Here is a 19,342-nt window from a genome sequence, read left to right on the forward strand (position 1 = left end):
TCTACCAGCCCTCTAAGTGCCTATGGTGACCATCCACCCCTCTGTAGACTTTCGCTCCGACACCGTGACCTGGCCCACCCCAGCCATGGTTGAAGCCATGGCCACCGCCGAGCTCGGGGATGATGTCTATGGTGAAGACCCCACCGTCAATGAGCTAGAAGCCCTGGCCGCTCAAATCTTGGGCAAAGAGGCGGGTCTGTTTGTCACCAGTGGCACCCAGGGCAACCTGATTGCCGCCCTTACCCACGCCCAGCGTGGCGATGAGGCCATTTTGGGGGAAGACGCCCACACCTTTTGCTGGGAGGCTGGCGGCATCGCGGTACTGGGCGGCATTACCCCGCGACCGCTGCCCACCGATAGTCGGGGCCGCATGGCCATCGATCACATCAAAGCGGCGATTCGCGGCAACAACCCCCACCTGCCCCACAGCCGCCTGATTTTGCTGGAGAACAGTTCTGGCGGTAATCATGGGGCCGCGATTGAGCCTGAGTACTTTGCCGCGATCGCCGCGCTGGCCCAGGCTCACGATCTACGTGTCCACCTCGATGGGGCCCGACTGTTTAACGCCACCACTGCCCTGGGGGTTGATCCGACTGCGATCACCACCCATGTCGATTCGGTCAGCGTGTGCCTCAGCAAGGGGTTGTGCGCCCCGGTCGGCTCGGTGCTGGTGGGCAGTGCCGAGTTCATTCATCAGGCCCGTCGCCATCGCAAGCTGCTCGGCGGCGGCATGCGCCAGGCCGGGGTATTGGCGGCGGCGGGCATCATTGCACTTAAGACCATGAGCCAGCGATTGCAGGCCGACCATGCCCATGCCCAGACCTTGGCCCAGGGGTTAGCGACTATTCCAGGCATTGAGATCGACCCTGCGGTGGTTGAAACCAACATGGTATTTTTCAATCTGGCTGTGGGACTACCTGTTTCTCCAGAATTGCTGATTAAAACCCTGAAAGTTGAACATGGTCTATATATTGGCGGCTACGGCGATCGCACCCTCCGGGCCGTCACCCACTACTGGATCGACCAATCCCAGTGCGATCGCCTGGTCGACGCCATTCGCACTATCCTCGCAGGGTGAAAGGAAATGGGGCATGACAGTCTTCTCCCCTTGCTCACCTCCCCCACTCGCCTCATCTTCTCTCTCTACCCATTGCGCTGCACCCCAGACCTGGCTACACTTAGCCCAGCAATCTAACCTCCACATTTCCTATCTCTATGGAATGGCATGTAACCGATGCCGAGAGCCTACGCGTAATTGATTCCGAAATTAGCGATCACAGCTTTTCGCCTTCGGAGTACGAAATTGTGCGTCGGGTCATCTATGCCACCGCCGACTTCGAGTTTAAAGACCATATCTATTTTTCTGACCAAGCCCTACAGTCGGGGGCGGCGGCTCTGGCGGCTCGCACCACCATTATTGTAGATATGCCTATGGTGCAGGTGGGCATTACGCCAGTCATTCAAAACACCTTTGCTAACCCGGTCTACTGCAGCATGGATGCCCTGACTCGGCCCCAGAAGGGCAAAAGCCAGGCGGCCTGGGGGATAGAAACCCTGGCCCAACGCTACCCCGAAGGCATCTTTGTGATCGGCTCTTCTGAAACGGCGCTGGCTACCTTGGTAGATCTGATCGACGCCGATAAGGTGCGGCCGGCGCTGGTAGTGGCGACTCCGGCTGGCTTCATCGACACGGCGATGATTAAAGAGCGGCTGCAAGATACCCTGGTGCCCCACGTACGCATCAATGGCCGCAAGGGTAGCGCTGTAGTGGCGGCGGCCATTGTCAATGGTCTGGTCGATTTATCGTGGCAGGCCTACGGTAAAGAGAAGCCCTAACAGTCGCGATTTTCAATCGCTCCGTCGGGCATGGTGGTGTTGCAGAACCTCACCATGCTGCGGTTTACGCCGCGCAGATTGGCCCCCTTGAGGTTGGCTCCGCTGAGATTGGCGGCGCCCAGGGTCACGCTGAGCATAATTGCTCCGCTCAGGTTGGCGTCAGTGAGGTCGGCGTCTTCCAGGTTGGCCTGGGTCATCTCGACATTGCTCAGGTCGGCCCCGGTGAGATTAGCCCGGATCAGATACGCGCCATTCATTTGGGCATCGGTCAGGGTGGCTCCGCTCAGGTTGATGTTGGTCATATCGGAGAGTACCAGATTGGCTCCACTCAGGTCGGCCCCGGTCAAGTCGGCCCCGGTGAGTACCGCAATCTTGAGGTTGGCGCTGTGCAGGTCGGCATGGTTGAGATAGGCGTCGTTGAGAATGCACACGGGGCACTCATTGGTATCGAGCAGTTTTTGCACATCGTCGGGAATCGCAGCAGCAGCGGGAGCAAGGCCCAGGTTCCACATCAGCAGGGCGATCACCAGCATAGCCAAGAGACGTTTCATAGTCTGCAAAGATCCTGTCTTGAGAAGGTTAGTCTTGGCTATTCTCCCATTCAATGGGGTAGGCCGAATAGTGAAACCCAGCCGACTAGAGCCAGTCTGGCTGGGGCAATTGGTGCCGCCAAAATAGCTCCGGTTGGGGGTGCCGACGACAGGGTGGCCAGTAGCGTAGCGACTCTGCCGTGGCGGTGGCGACGGGCAGCGGCAGATCTTGAGCCAGACACAGGTAGGCGATCGCCCGGCTAAATTTATCGTCGTGGCCGCTAGACCCGGCTACCCCGTGGGCCAGTTCATGGGCCACCAGGGCGGGCCAATCGGCCGGCAAGATTCGGCTGGGGTCAACCATCAAAATAGTTGGTGTGACCCGATGATTGCAGAAACCATCGATGCCGATTGTAGGATCTAGCGGGGCCGCCAAAATCTCTACCCTGGGTCGTTGGCTGGTCTCAAAGCAGGCGAGCAGGTCATTGAGGATGGCATCTAGCCGCTGGTTAAGCCGATGAATGTGCTGCCCTAGGTCAGTTAAGAGCGCCCCTGGGGGGTCGGCAACATGGGTGAGGGTAATCCAACTGGGCTGCACGGCCAGGTCGCGCAGCACACCAAGATACTGGATGGCTCGCCGATTTAGATCGGTCTCCGGCGACGGGGCAATCTGCCAATGTTTAGCCTGGTGGAGAGCATTCTGAGAATATGAAAAGGCGAAGTCAACGCGATCGCAGTCCATAGGCCAGCCCTTGCACTAGGCAAAATCTTCCCACAGGATCTCGACAATTGGTGAGCGACGAACACTTTATTGCGATCGTTTTCGATAGGGTAAATGAGTCAGTAAGCGCGTGGTGAAGACGTTTTGGGTACTCAGACTGTGATTATTTGGTCAGTCTAAACACCCCAGATCGGGGCAGATTATGACCTCAGTAAGCCTTTCCTTGTAGCCCTGTTAGTCGCTGATGCACAGATTTTCATTCAGTAAACCGATGAAAGCTATATATTTAATAAAGAACATTTAACAAAGCACAGAACTCTATCTCAAGATTCATGGTTGCCACTCCCAGTCTCAGCTCCATTAGCCAGCGTCCCTGCACCGGGGATGCCGAAGCGCTGAGGAAAATTTTTACTGGTCTAGATGCAACCAGCTGCCCTCATACCTATAACTTTCACATGCATACGGCTTGCTCCGATGGCAAGCTTGTGCCCTCAGCCCTGATGGAGCAGGTCGTTGATATTGGCCTACAGGCCTTTGCCATTACCGACCACCACACCGTTAAGGGCTATCGTCAGGCCAAGGCCTGGCTTGAAGATTGGCAATGGCGCAACCCCACATCCCTCCGCCGTCGGGGCAAGGGCGGTAGTGCCGCCCCGCGTCTCTTTACCGGGGTAGAAGTTACCGCCATTTTGGCTGACACCGAGGTGCACCTTTTAGGCTACGGTTTCTCCCCTAGCCACGATGCGATGGAGCCCTATCTGAGAGGCTATGCGCCTCGAGGCGAGGACAAACTGGCGACGGCTGTGATTCCGGCGATTCAGGCGGCTGGCGGCATCGCCGTGCTAGCCCACCCGGCCCGCTACCGGGTCTCGGCCAATACCCTCATTCCCGCGGCGGCAGCCCTCGGCATTGACGGTGTCGAAACCTACTACGCCTACGCCAATCCCGAAGACTGGGCTCCTTGCCCCCGTCACACGCCTACAGTAGAGCAGCTGGCTCGAGACCACAGATTGCTGACCACCTGCGGTACCGACACCCATGGTGCCAGCTTGCTGCGACGGCTATAGTCCTTAAATCAGCCCTGACTCTCGCTCCGCTGGGTGCCTTTCCCATTGCGCCCCCACCCTAGCGTGGGGTTGAGCCTTGCCCAGGATATTGACTGGCTACCACATCAAGCTGTTGGCGGCGGCAACCATGCTGGTTGACCACATTGGTGCGGTGTTCTTTCCTGGCGCGATGGGCTTTCGTATCATTGGGCGCATGAGCTTTCCGCTATTTGTCTGGCTGCTGGTGCAGGGAGAAGCGCACACTCGCGATGTCTGGCGCTACGGTCTCAGACTGGCGGTATTGGGGGTGGTATCTCAGCCGTTCTATCAACTCACCTTCGGCATTGCACAGCTCAACATCTTGTTTCAGCTGCTGTTGGGCCTGGTGTGTTTGCGGCTAGCCCGCAATTTTTCGAGGCTTCAGGTGCCAATTTGGCTATGCGGGGGGCTGCTGTCTCACTTGCTAGACCTGAGCTATGGCAGCTACGGCGTAGGTCTGATTGTGTTGATTCGCTATATTCACCGCAGCCTGCCCCTGGGGCTGGCCTGGGGAGGGTTTCACCTGATCTGGACGAGGTTGGCGGGGTTGTTTCAGCTGCCTGCGATCGCAGTACCACTGCTATTTTGGCTCACCAATGGCCAGCGAGGCCCCCAGGCCCGCTGGTTCTACGGCTTTTATCCTGGGCATCTGGCGTTATTGTGGCTGGCTCAGCACCTGATCGTGCCTTGAGTATCTCGCTAAACCAAATCCAAGTCCAGCAGTGGAGTTTCGCCAGTGGCAAAACTCTAGATCCCGAGCTGGACTTGGTATAAGAGGGAAAAAAGCTATAATCCACATTACTCCGACCGGAAAACCGGAGATTAAAGCTGTAGCAAAACCTGAGCGACTTTGATCCTTTTTTTATCGGTCGCAACTACGCTGGTAAAACCATTGTGAATGCCGGGGTGGCCCCGAGTCGGGTGACGTCTGCGGCATCGCTGTTTAACCCTTCTGCTGCTCTAGCGCCATGGTTGCCTTTGCCTCTAGCTCTAACGATCATTTTTACTATTTTGCCTACGGCTCTTGCATGTGCCCGGTTGACCTCAAGCGATCGCTGGGCGAAAATACCCACGCCTACGTGGTTGGCCCCGCTACCCTGGCGGGCTATCGGCTGGGATTCTTTCGGCGATCGCGACTGCGCAACTGCGGCGTGCTCGACGTGGTGGCTGACCCCGGTTCCACCGTGCAGGGAGTGCTCTACCATTTGCCCTGGCGGCTCAGCCCCGCCCTGGACCTGCGTGAAGAGGGCTACTGCCACGAAACGGTGGCCGTCACCTGCAATGGTCAGACCTACGACAATACCCGCACTTATTCGGTAATCAGCAAAACCCACCAAGAAATTGCCCCCAATGAGTGGTACTCCAGCGTGGTCATGCGCGGCGCGGCCACCTGCGGCCTACCCGAACAATACTGTTGGGAGCTATTTCACCATATTCACTCGTTGCAGCGACGGCAGGCCGATGGGTCGCCGCTGCGGCGCACTGCCTAGCGCCGGGTCAGAGCATTCCCTATAATAGGGGCTACTTCTGACCTTCACCCCAGCCAACCCCGTGACCCAGACGCCCCTCTCGCCTCGCTCCACTGTCAACGTTCCTCGCCCCGATACCCTGGGCCGCTTTGGTCAGTTTGGCGGCAAGTACGTGCCCGAAACCCTGATGCCTGCTCTATTTGAGCTAGAGAAGGCATTTTATCAGTATCGCGACGAGGCCGACTTTAAGGCCGAACTCGACGGGCTGCTCAAAGATTATGTGGGCCGAGCTACCCCACTTTATTTTGCGGAGCGGCTGACCGCCCACTACCGTCGCCCCGATGGCAATGGCCCCGACATTTACCTCAAGCGCGAGGATCTCAACCACACTGGCGCGCACAAAATCAACAATGCCCTGGGGCAGGTGCTGCTGGCCAAGCGCATGGGCAAACAGCGCATCATCGCCGAAACCGGGGCCGGGCAGCATGGGGTGGCCACGGCTACGGTATGTGCCCGCTTTGGTTTACAGTGCGTCATCTACATGGGTGTGCAAGATATGGAGCGCCAGTCGCTCAATGTGTTTCGCATGCGGCTGATGGGGGCTGAGGTGCGAGGGGTGACGGCGGGCACCGGTACCCTCAAAGACGCCACCTCCGAGGCGATTCGCGACTGGGTCACCAACGTAGAAAACACCCACTACATTCTCGGTTCAGTGGCGGGGCCGCACCCCTACCCGATGATGGTGCGCGACTTCCATGCTGTGATTGGGGTCGAAACCCGGGCCCAGTGTGCCGAGAAATTTAGTGGTCTGCCCGATATTTTGATGGCCTGCGTCGGCGGCGGCTCCAACGCCATGGGTTTGTTCCACGAGTTTGTCAATGAGCCGACGGTGCGGATGATCGGCATTGAGGCCGCGGGCAGTGGCGTAGCTAGCGGCAAGCATGCGGCAACGCTCACCGCCGGGCGCGTTGGCGTACTCCACGGCGCGATGAGCTACCTGCTCCAAGATACCGACGGTCAGGTGATTGAGGCCCACTCCATTAGTGCCGGGTTAGACTACCCCGGCGTTGGCCCCGAGCACAGCTTTTTGAAGGATGCAGGCCGGGCCGAGTACTACAGCGTTACCGACCAGGAGGCGCTGGATGCCTTTCAGCGGGTGTCGCGCCTGGAGGGTATTATCCCCGCCCTGGAGACGGCCCATGCCTTTGCTTACCTAGAGACCCTGTGTCCTCAGCTCACGGGCAACCCCCGGCTGGTGATCAATTCCTCAGGCCGGGGCGATAAAGATGTGAATACCGTGGCTAAGGCACTGGGGGGACTGGAGTAGTATGGCCGACGGTTTTGAAATTTGCGATCGCGACCTCACCCCCGAGCTGCTAGCCCGCTATCAACAGGCCAGCGCGATCGCCTGCGACACCGAGACCATGGGCCTGCTGCCCCAGCGCGATCGCCTGTGCCTAGTACAGTTGGGCGACCCCGATGGCCATGTGGCCGTAGTTCGCGTTGAGCTGGGGCAAACCGACGCCCCCTTGCTGAAAACGCTGCTTGAAGCGCCAGATAGTCTCAAGCTGTTTCACTTTGCCCGCTTTGACCTCGCGACGTTGAAACATAACTTGGGCATTGCCGTGGCCCCGGTGTTCTGCACCAAAATTGCCAGTAAACTCATCCGCACCTACAGCCCCCGCCACGGGCTTAAGGAGTTGGTCAGAGAGCTAGAGGGCATCGAGCTCGACAAAACAGCCCAAAGCTCCGACTGGGGCAATGCCATGCAGCTCTCCGAAGAACAGCTCCGCTACGCCGCTAACGACGTGCGCTACCTGCACAGTATTCACCACACCCTCACCGCCATGCTAAAACGGGAGGGTCGCTTGGGTTTAGCGCAGGATTGTTTTAGCTGTTTGCCCACCTTCGTTGCCCTCGACCTGCTCCAGTATGCTGGGGTGTTTGAGCACTAGGCCTGAGCACCCGACCCCACCGTTGTGACAAGTGATTGAAGGAGAACGACCATGAGCGTTGACAGCAAAGACTTTCAAGACGAGCTGCAAAAGGCGATCGACTATGCCCACCAGATCACGGCTGAAAAGGGCGCCACTTCTCCCGAAGCGGCCGCGGCTTGGGATGTTGTCGAAGAAATGCGCGCCGAGGTCTCACACCAGCACCAAAAGCCCAAAAAAACTGGCTTTGACCAATACCTAGAAGATAACCCCGACGCTCCCGAAGGGTTAATGTACGACACTTAAGAAACATCTGGCGATCGCCCTAAAACAGCGCTCACTGGCAAAGCTCGGTGTTAAACTAGTTAAGGTCAGTTTTCGGTAGATTTCGCTTGTTTCATTTCATTTTGATTTTCGATACAGCTTTGTCTCCGTTTACTCGCACATTTGTACAGTAAGGAGACAATTCTATGTCACTCTATGTTGGTAACTTGTCCTACGATGTCACCCGCGAAGATCTAGAACGGGTGTTTGCTGAATACGGCGACGTGAAGCGGGTCAGCCTGCCCACCGATCGCGAAACCGGGCGCCCTCGCGGCTTTGCCTTTGTGGATATGGCCGCTGATACCCAAGAAGACACCATCATCAAATCCCTTGACGGGGCCGAGTGGATGGGTCGTGAAATGCGGGTCAATAAGGCTCGTCCCCGCGACGATTCTCGTAGCGGTGGCGGCAACGGTGGCAACTACCGTCGCACGGGCTTCTAGCATCGGCAGCACTCTGCCTTTCATTCATATCGAGATGGAGTCAGGGTGGGCCAGCGTTAGCGACCTAACGTTCTGAGGTTAATTGGCCGGACTGGATATCAGCCATCGGTTTAGGAGCCGGGTAGGTTTAACCGCCTACCCGTTTTTGTCTATTAGCCATCGCTCCAGAGGGCTATCCAAGCTGTTGTAACCGATTTGGCGCTGGCTATATAGCGTTGTGCAAGTGAAACAAGTACACTCTGTTCCCTGTCACCTACTCCCTGTTCCCTTTGGACTGTACTTAAGCAACATGAATAATACCAAATCCTGGTTACATACCCCCGATTGCTAGGGGCATAGCATGCTATGCCCCTACGGGGTTCCTAATTGTGAATCGGGGTTTTCCAAATCGGATTTCGTATAAGGCTATATAACCTAGCCCTGCCAGCTCTCAACGGCAGCGGTTCTAGGCTACGACAGTTGGCGTCAACGATGGTGGGGTCGCTCAACCAGACGTCTTCCCAGGGCGCTACCACCCAGGATTCCAGTCATCCCAGTCGGAGTTCAAGATCGAGGTTTGCTCAAACATAATTGGCGTGCCCCTGGCCTCAATCTCCTGCTGCAATGTTTCCAGCAGCGGTTCGCGGTTGGGTAAATCATCTACCAGTTCGTAGGGCATCACCCCAGTTCTTAGAGCAAAGTCAAGGGTCTGGGCGGCCCCTGACCCCACAGCCCATTCAAAAGCATGCACCCGATAGGAGGCGGCCACAATGTAGCTGCCCGCAATACTTTTGCCGCTGACAATTAGATTGTCGATATTTTGAGGAATCAGCGATCGCAGCGGGATCTGCCCCGGATAGGATGGCCCGTGAGCCTGTCGTACCCCCGAACGCTCGACATTGCCGGGGGCCTCCACCGGGGACTTGGCCATGCAGGGATGAAAGTCGATGGTGTATTGAGAAATGCCGATCGAGTCGGGGAAGATGCGAGCGCGCTGACGGGCAGGAATATCCGTGGCGGCGGTTTCCTCCAGCAGGGCCGCGGTCGCCCCCAGCCCCGCCAGTTCGCGGCGCAGGCGCAGATAGTTTTCGGAGTCTAAGGCCTGCTGGTAGTAGGGGTCAGCCGCAAAATCTTTCCAGGAAATATCAACTTCATTGACCACAAACCCGCTTCTGTACCCCGACAAGGGTCGCCCAATAATGCGCCGACTTTCGCGAATGTAGGGATATTTTGATAGGCCGTGGCCCGTCCCCATGGGCGAGTCGAGTCCTTGTAGGTAGCGATGGTGGGGGTCTGGCGCTTTAAGCCTGTCGTCCATAACGGCATTGGTATCCCCCAAGACCAGCCAGTAGAAATAGCCCAGGGCGATTTCTTCCCCCTTGCGCAGGGCTTCGGTGCGCAGGCCCCCCATCCAGCCGTCAGGAGCAAATTGACCGGTTGCTTCGAGCTGCTGGCGGGTGAGAATAAAGTTGTCGCGGCTAGTGCCGGGGCCATAGTCGTTGCCACGACCCCAGTTTTGCATTGAGATATCGCCCGGTGACATCCAGGGTTCGTCGGAGTGACCCCGCCGTTCGGTATCGGGGTTGGCGCTCCAGATGCGGCGGTAGGTAAAGACAAAGTTGAAATACTCCTCTGGAGTGTTGAGATAGTCTCGTTGATTCCAGCTGTAGAACGGTTCGTAGGTTTTGTAAAACTCAGGCACCTCGTAGGTTTGCGCTTCCTCCGTATGCTCCATGGCGAAGGTGTAGGTAAAGGCCTGGGTGCAGTAGGGGTCGCGGGTGGCCACCGGAGACGAGGGGTTGAGGTAGGTCCGAGGGTCAAGCCCCAGCTGGTAGGGCACATCGGCCAGGGCAATGATTTCACCCGTTTCGGTGGCTTCGACCACGTACCAATCGACCGGCGCGCTTTCGGCGTCTCCCTCATCTCGCTGGGCCACCGGCACGAACCGAATCACGGTTTTAGTCAGCCGACTGGAGTCGTTATAGGTGTAGGCGTCTGCGATAATTTTCGAGAGGCGATCGGTATTGAGGGGTGCGGTGCCCGGTGCGGGGCTGTGCTGAATCGCCACTAAACTATCGATCTGATTGCCTGCGTCATTCAGGCTCAAGTCTTTAACCACGGTGTTGGGAAACCACTTCAACTGGCCGCCGCCCTCCCGTTCGGCATCGGCCAGCATATCCACCAGAATCTCGTTGATGTCGTTGGGCATAAAACAGGACAGGCTAACCCAGCATTGGCCCGGGTTGAGTTCGCCATAGCGGGCTTGGATGCGATCGCGCAGTTCCAAATACCCCCGAGCGTAAAACAGCTGCGATCGCTGTTTGGGATATTCATCCAACGCGCTGGTGCCCTGGGATGAAATCTGCCCACCCACCCAGTCGGTGATATCGGTCATACAAACGGTACGACCGGCCAGTAGGCTCTCGTAGGCCGTCGCCGTACCCGCCAGGCCGCCGCCCACGATCATAATTTCGCAATCGACGACCCCATCAATGGTAGGGATACTCTGGGCGATCGCGGCAGGCTGCTCCTGCGCCATCGTACGGCTTACCGACAGCGGGGATAGACTCGTGAGTACCACCGCAGTCAGCACAGGCAGTGTTACCAGGGAGCAAAAGCGGCTCATTCAACCTCTCCTCAATGGGGGATTTACCTTTGGCAAAAGACATGATCAATTATCTCTGACGCCGTGCAGCGCAAAGACCGGATTCGGTTGAGGCGACAGGCTATCGCTTTGTAAGACGATGTCGGTGATCTCAACTTGCCGACCGCCAGGCTGGTCATAATTTTCGGGTAGGGTGAGGACGCCACAGGTGTAGGTCTCTCCCTCGACTTCGCCTGGCTATAGAGGCAGTCTACGAGCACTCGATTAGAAAAATTAAAAAGATTCTCGTGCTTCTACTACCGGAGAGCGGTCAACCTGGGGCTGGGGCCTACCGTTGGCGTCGAGATAGCCCAGTTCCTTAAGAAACCCATAGAGCGCAGTCGGGAAGTCGGGGTAGGCCTCAGATATTTCACCCTCATCGCTGTAGGTTTGCAAGCCCCAGTCGTCGGTGCGATCGTAGTGGGCCAGCATATATTGCCAGGCCTCCCGGTACTCCCCCAGGCGAACTTTCTGGGCTACGTAGCCCGCTAGCACGCCATTGTTGTCGCCGCGGCCAGCAAACTCTGGGTCTTCTATTGTGAAGCGCATGCCAGAGGCGATGTCTTGCAAATAGTTGGTGAACTCGGACGTCGTGTCGCGGTACTCGCCATTTTCGTAGGTGAGAATGACGCTGGGCGGGTACGACCCAGCATAGGAGCTAAAGCTATAGAAAAAGGCATTGTCGAGGGTGACAAACTCCATCAGCCCGTCACCGTTGAGGTCTTTGAACTCACCGCCGCCGCCGTCGAGATAGCCAAAGTAGATGGGGTTAAACTGCTGGTCTTGCCAGGTGTAGGTTGTTGTCGCCAGGCAGCAGTGGGCTCCGCCGGTAAAGGTTTCGACCACAACCTCGGGCATGCCGTTGCCATCGAGATCGACTAGCTCAATGCCTGCAAACATGGCAGCCGTGTCGGTGGCCAAGAGCTTGAGGTCGTCGTTGTAGTAAAGCTCTAGGGTGAGGTTGTTACCGCCATCGTCAGCCTGGTAGTCGAGGGGGGCATAGCTGGCGACAACCCGAATCGGTCCCTGCTCAATCGTCTGGTCAGTAAATGCCTCGGTATCGACATCAATGTCAAGCCGCGAGGTTTCGGCTAGGGCAGGCAGCCCCAAAGCTAAGACACCAACGACCAGAAGACTATTTAAAATACGTTTCATGACCTGTGTTATTACTCAGTAAATCTATTAACTGGAGTTGTCTAACCTGCCCCGGCTGATTTTGCGGTTACCAGCGTCGCCAGTGGCGTTTGCCCACCACAAAAATGCCCAACAGCACACCCACAACCAGCGGGTAAGACAGGGTTAAGACTCCTGTTGGAATCGGTAAAAACCCCTTAGCAAACAGCACCAACGCCAGACAGGGCACTAGGGCCCAGAGCACTCCGGTGTCGAGGTAAACAGTGGTAAACCAGCGTTCTAAGATGGTTAGCGCCAGTGCTCCAACGGCGAACCCAGCGGCAATGGGTAGGGCCATAAACAGCAGTTGCACTAGGGGCAACAGGCCACTACCCACGTTGGCTATCAGCAGCGCTAAGCCCTGGGTTAAGAGTAGGTCGGCGGCGGTGGCGATCGCCACCGCCAACAGCGCCACCTGAAGCAAAATTGCCCAAGGTAGCGACTTGAGCCGCCAAAAAGGATTCCGCATTGCCCTAGGTCGTAGCGTTATGCCTATTATTACGCCGAAAGTGGAATGTGGTAAGGCATTGGGGCCAGTTTGAGGCTGAGCCTACGCTGTCACACCCCTCACAAGCAACGGTAATTGCTCCGATCAGTAAATCTTTGCGGTGTCATTGCCTTAGATATGGGATAACAGTAGAGGCGGGAGCAGGCAGTGGTCTGTTCCTGGTTCGTTCTACTGGTTGGGTTACCCCATGGAAAAGCTGCTGCGTGGCCTGCGTGACTTTCAGGAAAACTACATTCCCGACCGCCAGGAACTGATCAAGCAGCTGGCCAAGGGGCAAAGCCCTCGGGTACTCTTTATCGGCTGCTCTGACTCGCGGGTTGACCCTACCATCATCACTCAGTCCGAGATTGGCGACCTGTTTGTCATTCGCAATGCGGGCAATATCATTCCCCCCTACGAGGCCACCAACGGCGGCGAAGGGGCCACCATTGAGTACGCCATGGAGGCGCTGGATATTGGCCAGGTGATTGTCTGCGGCCATACCCAGTGCGGGGCCATGAAAGGGCTGTTGCAGCTGGGTGAGCTAGAAGACAAAATGCCCCTGGTCTACCACTGGCTACACCACACCGAGGCCACCCGCAAGCTGGTCGAGGACCACTACAGCCAGCTCGAGAAGAAAGATAAGCTCGACCTGCTGGTCGCTCAGAACGTGCTCACCCAGATCGATAACCTGCAAACCTACCCCTCCGTGCGATCGAAGCTGCATGCGGGCACCGTTGACATTCACGGCTGGATCTACCAGCTCGAAACCGCTCAGCTGTTGGCCTATGACGACGAGTCTAAGTCGTTCGTGCCGCCCCACAGCAAAATTCACGCCGACGGGGGAGCCTCTAAGGTGCTCAAGCCCGGTGGACTATCCCAAGCGTTGAACGATAGAGCGCAGTCTGGTGCTGGGGCTCCATCGGTGGCCTTACCAGGGTTTTCTAAAAAGTTTTCTGAGCCGATGCAGCCCCACTGGCCGGGGGCCAGCCGCCTTAGCCCGGAGCAGGCGGCGCGCATTTACCGGGGCGCTGGGGTATAGGGCCATCCTATCGATCAAAATTAGCAATCCGCCGCGCTGCCCCAATGCTTTGCTCGCCGGGGCCAAAGGTGACCTCCAGGGCCTGCTGATCGGCAAAGGCCTGGGAAGCTTCGCGGTAGACAGTGCGGGTGGTGGGCAACGTGCGGCGCTGGCCGTCATAGTCGAAAGTGATGGCGTACTCGACATCTCTGAGTAGGGCGGGGTCGGTGCGCTGCTCAATGGGTTCGCGCTTGCGGGCCTCTAGCTCGTCGGCGGTAGGGCGAGGGGGCAACGGGGGCCAGTAGAGCCCGTTGTCGTCGGGGCCGGTGGCGGCACCTTCAGGGCGAATGCCATTGCGGTTGACCAGCGAGTTTGAGTCAAAGGTTTCCATGTGGATGGTCTGGCGGCGGTCAAAGCTGCGGGCATACTCCGCCCGCCAGGTTTGGGTAACGGTGGCGGTCGCTTCGTAGGTGCCAGTGGTAACGGTATTGCCCGTGGCGGGGTAGTTGTCGCACCCGGCGATCAGGCTCAGGCCCAGGGCCAGAGTACTAGCCTGAAACCAGCGGGGTATCGCAAGCTGAGGAGTCAACGGAGGCATAGCGGCAGTCAAGTTGATCTAAGAATTACCTATCTATGACGCTACCAGCGCTGGATGACGAAGGGCTATGGCAGGCGGCGGGGGCAAAAGTGGCACAAGGTACGGCTAAGCTGGGGCGGTGCCGATTTATGGAGACGTTATCTAATGGAGACATTTATGGAGATGAGATTATAGAACCTGCTGACAACGTTAACCTGGGGTTATCTTAGCGGTGACGCCCGACGGCCTAGCATGGGGTAGGTAGCTAATGGTACTAAACCTAAAATTACGTTGTGTGTCGATCTCGATGCATCTCTTATGCATCCATAGACCGCCGCCAAACGTATCTACTAGACCGGGTAATTAAGGCTGCTGCTGCATTTTTCTCAGCAGCTTGTCAGCTATCCGCCGTGCGTTTTTCAGTCTGGCCCATGACCCAAACATCGCTTTCGCTTCAGCAAACCTTTCAAAGCCTAGAGCCCTTTGACCAGCTCCCCGACTCAGCCCGGCAGCTGCTGCTGCAAACGGCTCAGCCCCTGCGGTATCGGGTGGGTCAGCCGCTGCTGCGGCGAGAAATCCTGACCCAGCAGGTGGTGGTGATTTTAGAGGGTCAGGCTCGGCTGCTGGGCTACGACCCCCGCACCCAGCAGCCCGTGACGCTGGGGCGGTTTGGCCGGGGCGCAATGCTGGGGGTCATTAGCCTGATCCGGGGGGTGCCCTGCGAAACCGTGATTGCCTCGGTTGAAGTCCTGGCCCTGACGCTGCCGTCGTACACATTTTTGAATTTACTCAATGAGTATCCCGAGTTTGGGCGGGCGGTGCGCGATCGCGTCTATGCGATCGAAGCCTTTGACCTGGTGGCCGAACACGTCAAGGCCCACGCCCTCGACTTTGGCGATCTCAAGGCCAAGGCCCAAACAGTCTGTGACGAATCGGCGATCGTCACGCTGCCCAGCGGCCCTAGCCCCCTCGAACACTTGAACCCCGATCTCACCTGGGTGCTCAGTGGTGGCACTGTGCTTAATGTCCCCATTGGCTCAACGCTGGCGCTCGACCGGCCCGTCGAGGTGCTCAGCCCCCAGGGGGCGCGGGTACTGGGCATGACCCCAGCGGTGCTGGCCGAAGCTCTGCCCGAGCCAGTTTCAGAACCTGAGGCGGTGGCGCGTCCGGTCGAGGTACTGGATGTCAATAACATTCCCTACGCTACCGAGGCCAACCTAGCCCCACGCCCACCAGAGTCCGCCAATTCAAAGCGGGCTCCCATGCCCAGCTATCCCTTTGCCCGGGGGCGCGGTGAGGTGGATGGGGCACTGGCCTGCTTCGACATGCTCAGCCAGCACTTTTCTATGCCCTTTCGCAGGGATGTGATTCGCCGCATCTTGGCCAACCAGCATGAGCGCATGGGCCAGCTATCGCTGCCCATCTGCGGCTCGGTGAGCGAAATGATGGGCCTCAAGACCCAGCTCGTGCGCGTGCCCGTGGGAGCCTTTAGTCGCCTTAATATGCCCTGCCTGATTCGCTGGCAAGAAAGCTTTGCGGTGGCCTACGAAACCAGTGAAAGTACCTATATTTTAGGCGATCCTGAGGTAGGCCTGATTCGCCGTACCCCCGAGAGCTTTGCCGAGGCCTGGGGCGACAGCGGTGAAGTTCTTTTGTTGGAGCCCACTCGCGAAACCCCTCAGCAGAAGTTTGGCCTGCAATGGTTTTGGCCCTCGATTCAAAAGTATCGCTGGGTACTGATTGAAGTCTTCATTGCCTCATTTTTTGTGCAGCTGTTTGGTCTGGCCAACCCGCTGATGGTGCAGATCATCATTGACCGGGTGATTGTGCAAAACAGCGTCGATACGCTGCAAGTGCTGGGCATTTTTTTGGTGATCGTGGCCATTTTTGAGGCCGTGCTCACCAGTTTGCGCACCTACCTGTTTGTCGATACCACCAACCGCATCGACATGGCCCTGGGGTCAGAGATTATTGACCACCTGTTTCGCCTGCCCCTGCGCTACTTCGACAAACGCCCCGTGGGCGAACTCTCCAGCCGCATCAATGAGCTGGAGAACATTCGCCAGTTTCTCACCGGCACGGCACTAACGGTAGTACTCGACGCGGTGTTTTCGGTGGTGTACATCGTAGTGATGTTCATCTACAGCTGGCTACTGACCCTGGTGGCCCTGGCTACGATTCCGCTGTTTGTGTTGGTGACCATGCTGGCCGCCCCAATTGTGCGCAAGCAGCTGCGGATCAAGGCCGAACGCAATGCCTCTACCCAGTCGCTGCTGGTCGAGTCGCTGTCGGGCATTCAAACCGTAAAGGCGCAGAATATCGAACTGCGCACCCGCTGGCAGTGGCAGGAGCGCTACGCCCAGTACGTCAGCGCCGGGTTTAACACCGTGCTGACTTCCACCACCGCCAACTCGGCCAGCAACTTTTTGAATAAACTCTCGGCCCTGCTGGTGCTTTGGGTGGGGGCCTACCTGGTGCTGCAAGGGCAGCTCACCCTGGGCCAGTTAATTGCCTTTCGGATTATTTCAGGCTACGTGACCGCGCCAATTTTGCGCCTGGCCCAGCTATGGCAAAACTTTCAGGAAACGGCGCTGTCGCTGGAGCGGCTGTCAGACATCATCGACCACCCCCAGGAGACCGATGCCGATGAGGCCAACCAGATCCCCATGCCGGAGATTACCGGACAGGTCACCTTCGAGAATGTCGCCTTTCGCTTCGCCCCCTCGGGGCCGCTGCAACTGGCCAACGTCAACCTAGAATTCCCGGCCGGCATTTTTATCGGCGTGGTCGGCCAGAGTGGTTCGGGCAAGAGCACCCTGATGAAGATGCTGCCGCGTCTCTACGAGCTGGAGTCGGGCCGCATTTTGATCGATCACTACGACATTAGTAAGGTCGATCTGCATTCCCTGCGGCGGCAGATCGGCATCGTGCCCCAGGATAGTCTGTTGTTTGAGGGCACGATTCAGGAGAATATTTCGCTCACTAACCCCGACGCCGAGGCCAGCGTCATTATCGAGGCCGCTAAAACCGCCTGCTGCCACGACTTTATTATGGATTTGCCCCTGGGCTACAACACCCGCGTGGGCGAGCGCGGCTCGACCCTCTCGGGAGGGCAGCGGCAACGGATTGCGATCGCCCGCACGATTCTGCAAAATCCGCGTCTGTTGATTCTGGACGAGGCTACCAGCGCCCTCGACTACGACACCGAGCACCAGGTATCGATGAATCTCAAAGCCTGGGCCGAGGGTCGCACAGTATTCTTCATTACCCACCGGCTCAACACCATTCAGCAGGCCGACCAGATCTTGGTGATGGAACAGGGTTCGGCCGTAGAGTTGGGTACCCACGCCGAGCTGATGGAACTTCAGGGGCGCTATTTCACCCTTTACCAGCAACAACTCAGCGGCGTTTAGGGAGGCAATTTATGCAATGTATTCGGTTCCTTCTACGGCCTAACCCAGCCTACCGTTTTCCTCATCTCCCTCACTATCCTCATCCCCTCACCGACTCATCCCATGGTTCCCATCAACGGCACATCCCCCCATTCCAGCTCTGAGCAAAATGGCGATGCGGTGCTGGCTAACCAGCCCTCGCGCCAGCAGGCTCAGTTCGACAAGCCGGTAATTTTGCGCCAGTCGCCCCGATGGTCACGGGCGGTAGTGTGGACGTTATTGGGGGTGACTACGTTCACCATCGGCTGGGCCTGCCTGGCCAAGTTTGAGGAGGCGATACCGGCCCAGGGCAAGCTAGAGCCCAAGGGTATGGTGCAGCCGGTGCAGGCTCCCGTAGGCGGTGTGGTAGAGCAGGTGTTGGTGGTCGAGGGACAAACTGTGGAGGCTGGTGACCCGCTGCTGCGGTTTGATCCCGAAACCACCCAGGCTCAGCTCAACTCTCAGCAGGCTATTCGCACCAAACTACAGCAAGAAAACGCCTATTACCAAGCGCAGCTGGCCGATCAAACCGAGATCGCCGCCCCTGTGGATATTGACCCTGGGTTAATTCAGTTGACCAGTAATCGGGCGGCTCTGGTGGCCGAAAACGCCCTCTATCGAGCACAGTTAGCGGGGGATACAACCGGCTCTAGCCTGCCTGCGGCCCAGCGCGATCGCCTGCGGGCCGCTACCGCCGAACTCGACTCACGGCTCAGCATCGCTAATCTAGAGGTCGATCAACTGCGCCGCCAGCTAACTCAAACTCAGGCCCAGCTGACCAATGCCCGCGATGCCCTGCGGGTCAATCGAGATATTCTGAATCGCATTAAACCACTGTTTGAAGCCGGGGGCATTGGCGAAATTCAGTACCTCCAGCAGGAGCAGGAGGTCAACAATCGCCAGACCGAGGTCAACCGTCTGATCGAAGAAGAACAGCGGCTCGACCTCCAAATTGCCCAGGCCCAAGAGCAGTTTCGCAATACCTCCATTGCCTCCCAGGATGAGCTACAGCAGCGCATTGCCACCAATGACAACCAGATTGCGACTATCGATAGCCAGCTCACCAAAACCATGCTCGAAAACGACAAACGTCTAGAGGAGCTAGACAGCCAGATTGCGCAACTCCAGCAAACTCTGTCGTACCAAGAGCTACGTGCTCCGGTAGGTGGCACGGTGTTTAACCTGAAGGCTAACCAAGCAGGCTATGTAGCCAACTCCACCGAGCCGATTTTGGAGATTGTGCCCACCGATGCGCTCGTAGCGCGGGTGTTTATCACCAATCGCGATATTGGCTTTGTGCGCGAAGGCATGGCTGTGGATGTGCGTATTGACTCGTTTCCCTACAGTGAGTTTGGCGATGTCAAAGGCATCCTCACCCAGATTGGCTCCGATGCGCTGCCCCCCGACCAGATCGACCCCAACTATCGGTTTCCAGCTGAGATCACCCTCGATGACCAGGCGATCGCCATCGAAGGGCAGCCGGTGCAGCTCCAGTCAGGCATGTCACTCAGTGCCAATATCAAAACTCGACCCCGCCGCGTCATCAGCATTTTCTCTGATCTGTTTACTCGCAAAATTGACACCCTCAAAACGGGCGGCTAGAAACACCATACCGGTTTTGAATAGGGGGTGATTGAATTCGGATTTGCTCTAAAAATAGATTTTCATCGTTGGGGTGCCGCGCCAGC

The 19,342-nt window shown here is 57.6% G+C and carries 19 protein-coding genes; 13 read left to right on the top strand and 6 right to left on the bottom strand.

Annotated elements, in window-relative coordinates:
- Nucleotides 1-22: 22 nt before the first annotated feature.
- Complete coding sequence (gene ltaE, locus IQ254_RS08860; RefSeq protein WP_193965812.1) at nt 23-1,078, top strand: low-specificity L-threonine aldolase; 1,056 nt, start codon at nt 23-25, stop codon at nt 1,076-1,078.
- A gap of 137 nt (nt 1,079-1,215) precedes the next feature.
- Nucleotides 1,216-1,836, top strand: coding sequence for a precorrin-8X methylmutase (locus tag IQ254_RS08865; RefSeq protein ID WP_193965813.1), 621 nt, complete (start codon nt 1,216-1,218; stop codon nt 1,834-1,836).
- Here IQ254_RS08865 and IQ254_RS08870 read toward each other — a convergent pair.
- Both IQ254_RS08870 and IQ254_RS08875 read right to left on the bottom strand, forming a co-directional pair.
- Nucleotides 1,833-2,387: a pentapeptide repeat-containing protein gene (locus tag IQ254_RS08870; protein WP_193965814.1), complete on the bottom strand. Its 555-nt coding sequence runs from the start codon at nt 2,385-2,387 to the stop codon at nt 1,833-1,835. The genes IQ254_RS08865 and IQ254_RS08870 overlap by 4 nt on opposite strands.
- Nucleotides 2,388-2,472: 85 nt before the next feature.
- Nucleotides 2,473-3,108 (bottom strand): hypothetical protein, encoded by a 636-nt coding sequence (locus tag IQ254_RS08875; RefSeq protein WP_193965815.1) that lies wholly within the window; start codon nt 3,106-3,108, stop codon nt 2,473-2,475.
- A gap of 311 nt (nt 3,109-3,419) precedes the next feature.
- Between IQ254_RS08875 and IQ254_RS08880 the strand changes: the two genes are divergently transcribed.
- The 7 genes from IQ254_RS08880 to IQ254_RS08910 all read left to right on the top strand — a co-directional run bounded on the left by IQ254_RS08880 (nt 3,420) and on the right by IQ254_RS08910 (nt 8,342).
- A complete protein-coding gene (locus IQ254_RS08880) occupies nt 3,420-4,154 on the top strand; it encodes a PHP domain-containing protein (RefSeq protein ID WP_193965816.1) in 735 nt (244 codons plus the stop codon).
- 76 nt (nt 4,155-4,230) lie between these two features.
- On the top strand, nt 4,231-4,863 hold the full coding sequence (locus tag IQ254_RS08885; RefSeq protein WP_228040395.1) for a TraX family protein: 633 nt from the start codon (nt 4,231-4,233) through the stop codon (nt 4,861-4,863).
- Nucleotides 4,864-5,140: 277 nt separating this feature from the next.
- Nucleotides 5,141-5,662, top strand: coding sequence for a gamma-glutamylcyclotransferase (locus tag IQ254_RS08890; RefSeq protein WP_193965817.1), 522 nt, complete (start codon nt 5,141-5,143; stop codon nt 5,660-5,662).
- A 61-nt stretch (nt 5,663-5,723) separates the two neighbouring features.
- On the top strand, nt 5,724-6,968 hold the full coding sequence (trpB, locus tag IQ254_RS08895; protein WP_193965818.1) for a tryptophan synthase subunit beta: 1,245 nt from the start codon (nt 5,724-5,726) through the stop codon (nt 6,966-6,968).
- A 1-nt stretch (nt 6,969) separates the two neighbouring features.
- Nucleotides 6,970-7,596, top strand: a complete 627-nt coding sequence (locus IQ254_RS08900; RefSeq protein WP_193965819.1) for a ribonuclease D — start codon at nt 6,970-6,972, stop codon at nt 7,594-7,596.
- A gap of 51 nt (nt 7,597-7,647) precedes the next feature.
- Nucleotides 7,648-7,881, top strand: a complete 234-nt coding sequence (locus IQ254_RS08905) for a Calvin cycle protein CP12 (protein WP_193965820.1) — start codon at nt 7,648-7,650, stop codon at nt 7,879-7,881.
- A gap of 164 nt (nt 7,882-8,045) precedes the next feature.
- On the top strand, nt 8,046-8,342 hold the full coding sequence (locus IQ254_RS08910) for an RNA-binding protein (RefSeq protein ID WP_193965821.1): 297 nt from the start codon (nt 8,046-8,048) through the stop codon (nt 8,340-8,342).
- 508 nt (nt 8,343-8,850) lie between these two features.
- On the opposite strand, the gene IQ254_RS08915 is transcribed toward IQ254_RS08910, so the two are convergent.
- The 3 genes from IQ254_RS08915 to IQ254_RS08925 all read right to left on the bottom strand — a co-directional run bounded on the left by IQ254_RS08915 (nt 8,851) and on the right by IQ254_RS08925 (nt 12,607).
- Nucleotides 8,851-10,947, bottom strand: coding sequence for an FAD-dependent oxidoreductase (locus IQ254_RS08915; protein ID WP_193965822.1), 2,097 nt, complete (start codon nt 10,945-10,947; stop codon nt 8,851-8,853).
- Between the two features lie 252 nt (nt 10,948-11,199).
- Nucleotides 11,200-12,120 carry a hypothetical protein gene (locus tag IQ254_RS08920; RefSeq protein ID WP_193965823.1) on the bottom strand — a complete coding sequence of 307 codons (921 nt, stop codon included), beginning with the start codon at nt 12,118-12,120 and terminating at the stop codon, nt 11,200-11,202.
- Nucleotides 12,121-12,187: 67 nt separating this feature from the next.
- Nucleotides 12,188-12,607 (bottom strand): peptide chain release factor 1, encoded by a 420-nt coding sequence (locus IQ254_RS08925; protein ID WP_193965824.1) that lies wholly within the window; start codon nt 12,605-12,607, stop codon nt 12,188-12,190.
- A 226-nt stretch (nt 12,608-12,833) separates the two neighbouring features.
- Between IQ254_RS08925 and IQ254_RS08930 the strand changes: the two genes are divergently transcribed.
- On the top strand, nt 12,834-13,667 hold the full coding sequence (locus IQ254_RS08930; protein ID WP_193965825.1) for a carbonic anhydrase: 834 nt from the start codon (nt 12,834-12,836) through the stop codon (nt 13,665-13,667).
- A 7-nt stretch (nt 13,668-13,674) separates the two neighbouring features.
- Here the strand turns inward: IQ254_RS08930 and IQ254_RS08935 are convergent, their stop codons facing one another.
- Nucleotides 13,675-14,244 carry a hypothetical protein gene (locus tag IQ254_RS08935; protein WP_228040396.1) on the bottom strand — a complete coding sequence of 190 codons (570 nt, stop codon included), beginning with the start codon at nt 14,242-14,244 and terminating at the stop codon, nt 13,675-13,677.
- Between the two features lie 35 nt (nt 14,245-14,279).
- On the opposite strand from IQ254_RS08935, the gene IQ254_RS08940 reads away from it, so the two are divergent.
- The 3 genes from IQ254_RS08940 to IQ254_RS08950 all read left to right on the top strand — a co-directional run bounded on the left by IQ254_RS08940 (nt 14,280) and on the right by IQ254_RS08950 (nt 19,256).
- Complete coding sequence (locus IQ254_RS08940) at nt 14,280-14,453, top strand: hypothetical protein (RefSeq protein WP_193965826.1); 174 nt, start codon at nt 14,280-14,282, stop codon at nt 14,451-14,453.
- Between the two features lie 201 nt (nt 14,454-14,654).
- Nucleotides 14,655-17,636, top strand: a complete 2,982-nt coding sequence (locus tag IQ254_RS08945; RefSeq protein WP_193965827.1) for a type I secretion system permease/ATPase — start codon at nt 14,655-14,657, stop codon at nt 17,634-17,636.
- 102 nt (nt 17,637-17,738) lie between these two features.
- Nucleotides 17,739-19,256, top strand: a complete 1,518-nt coding sequence (locus tag IQ254_RS08950; RefSeq protein ID WP_193965828.1) for an HlyD family efflux transporter periplasmic adaptor subunit — start codon at nt 17,739-17,741, stop codon at nt 19,254-19,256.
- The last annotated feature ends 86 nt before the right edge of the window (nt 19,257-19,342 follow it).

Source organism: Nodosilinea sp. LEGE 07088, assembly GCF_015207395.1.
GTDB lineage: Bacteria > Cyanobacteriota > Cyanobacteriia > Phormidesmidales > Phormidesmidaceae > Nodosilinea.

Excerpts from the sequence above, each read along its gene's own strand:
- IQ254_RS08925 (WP_193965824.1), bottom strand. The coding sequence starts at position 12,607 with ATGCGGAATCCTTTTTGGCGGCTCAAGTCGCTACCTTGGGCAATTTTG.
- IQ254_RS08880 (WP_193965816.1), top strand. The coding sequence starts at position 3,420 with ATGGTTGCCACTCCCAGTCTCAGCTCCATTAGCCAGCGTCCCTGCACC.
- IQ254_RS08875 (WP_193965815.1), bottom strand. The coding sequence starts at position 3,108 with ATGGACTGCGATCGCGTTGACTTCGCCTTTTCATATTCTCAGAATGCT.
- IQ254_RS08870 (WP_193965814.1), bottom strand. The coding sequence starts at position 2,387 with ATGAAACGTCTCTTGGCTATGCTGGTGATCGCCCTGCTGATGTGGAAC.
- IQ254_RS08865 (WP_193965813.1), top strand. The coding sequence starts at position 1,216 with ATGGAATGGCATGTAACCGATGCCGAGAGCCTACGCGTAATTGATTCC.
- IQ254_RS08920 (WP_193965823.1), bottom strand. The coding sequence starts at position 12,120 with ATGAAACGTATTTTAAATAGTCTTCTGGTCGTTGGTGTCTTAGCTTTG.
- IQ254_RS08940 (WP_193965826.1), top strand. The coding sequence starts at position 14,280 with ATGACGCTACCAGCGCTGGATGACGAAGGGCTATGGCAGGCGGCGGGG.
- ltaE (WP_193965812.1), top strand. The coding sequence starts at position 23 with ATGGTGACCATCCACCCCTCTGTAGACTTTCGCTCCGACACCGTGACC.
- IQ254_RS08945 (WP_193965827.1), top strand. The coding sequence starts at position 14,655 with ATGACCCAAACATCGCTTTCGCTTCAGCAAACCTTTCAAAGCCTAGAG.
- IQ254_RS08890 (WP_193965817.1), top strand. The coding sequence starts at position 5,141 with ATGGTTGCCTTTGCCTCTAGCTCTAACGATCATTTTTACTATTTTGCC.
- IQ254_RS08915 (WP_193965822.1), bottom strand. The coding sequence starts at position 10,947 with ATGAGCCGCTTTTGCTCCCTGGTAACACTGCCTGTGCTGACTGCGGTG.
- IQ254_RS08910 (WP_193965821.1), top strand. The coding sequence starts at position 8,046 with ATGTCACTCTATGTTGGTAACTTGTCCTACGATGTCACCCGCGAAGAT.
- IQ254_RS08950 (WP_193965828.1), top strand. The coding sequence starts at position 17,739 with ATGGTTCCCATCAACGGCACATCCCCCCATTCCAGCTCTGAGCAAAAT.
- IQ254_RS08900 (WP_193965819.1), top strand. The coding sequence starts at position 6,970 with ATGGCCGACGGTTTTGAAATTTGCGATCGCGACCTCACCCCCGAGCTG.
- IQ254_RS08935 (WP_228040396.1), bottom strand. The coding sequence starts at position 14,244 with ATGCCTCCGTTGACTCCTCAGCTTGCGATACCCCGCTGGTTTCAGGCT.
- IQ254_RS08905 (WP_193965820.1), top strand. The coding sequence starts at position 7,648 with ATGAGCGTTGACAGCAAAGACTTTCAAGACGAGCTGCAAAAGGCGATC.
- IQ254_RS08930 (WP_193965825.1), top strand. The coding sequence starts at position 12,834 with ATGGAAAAGCTGCTGCGTGGCCTGCGTGACTTTCAGGAAAACTACATT.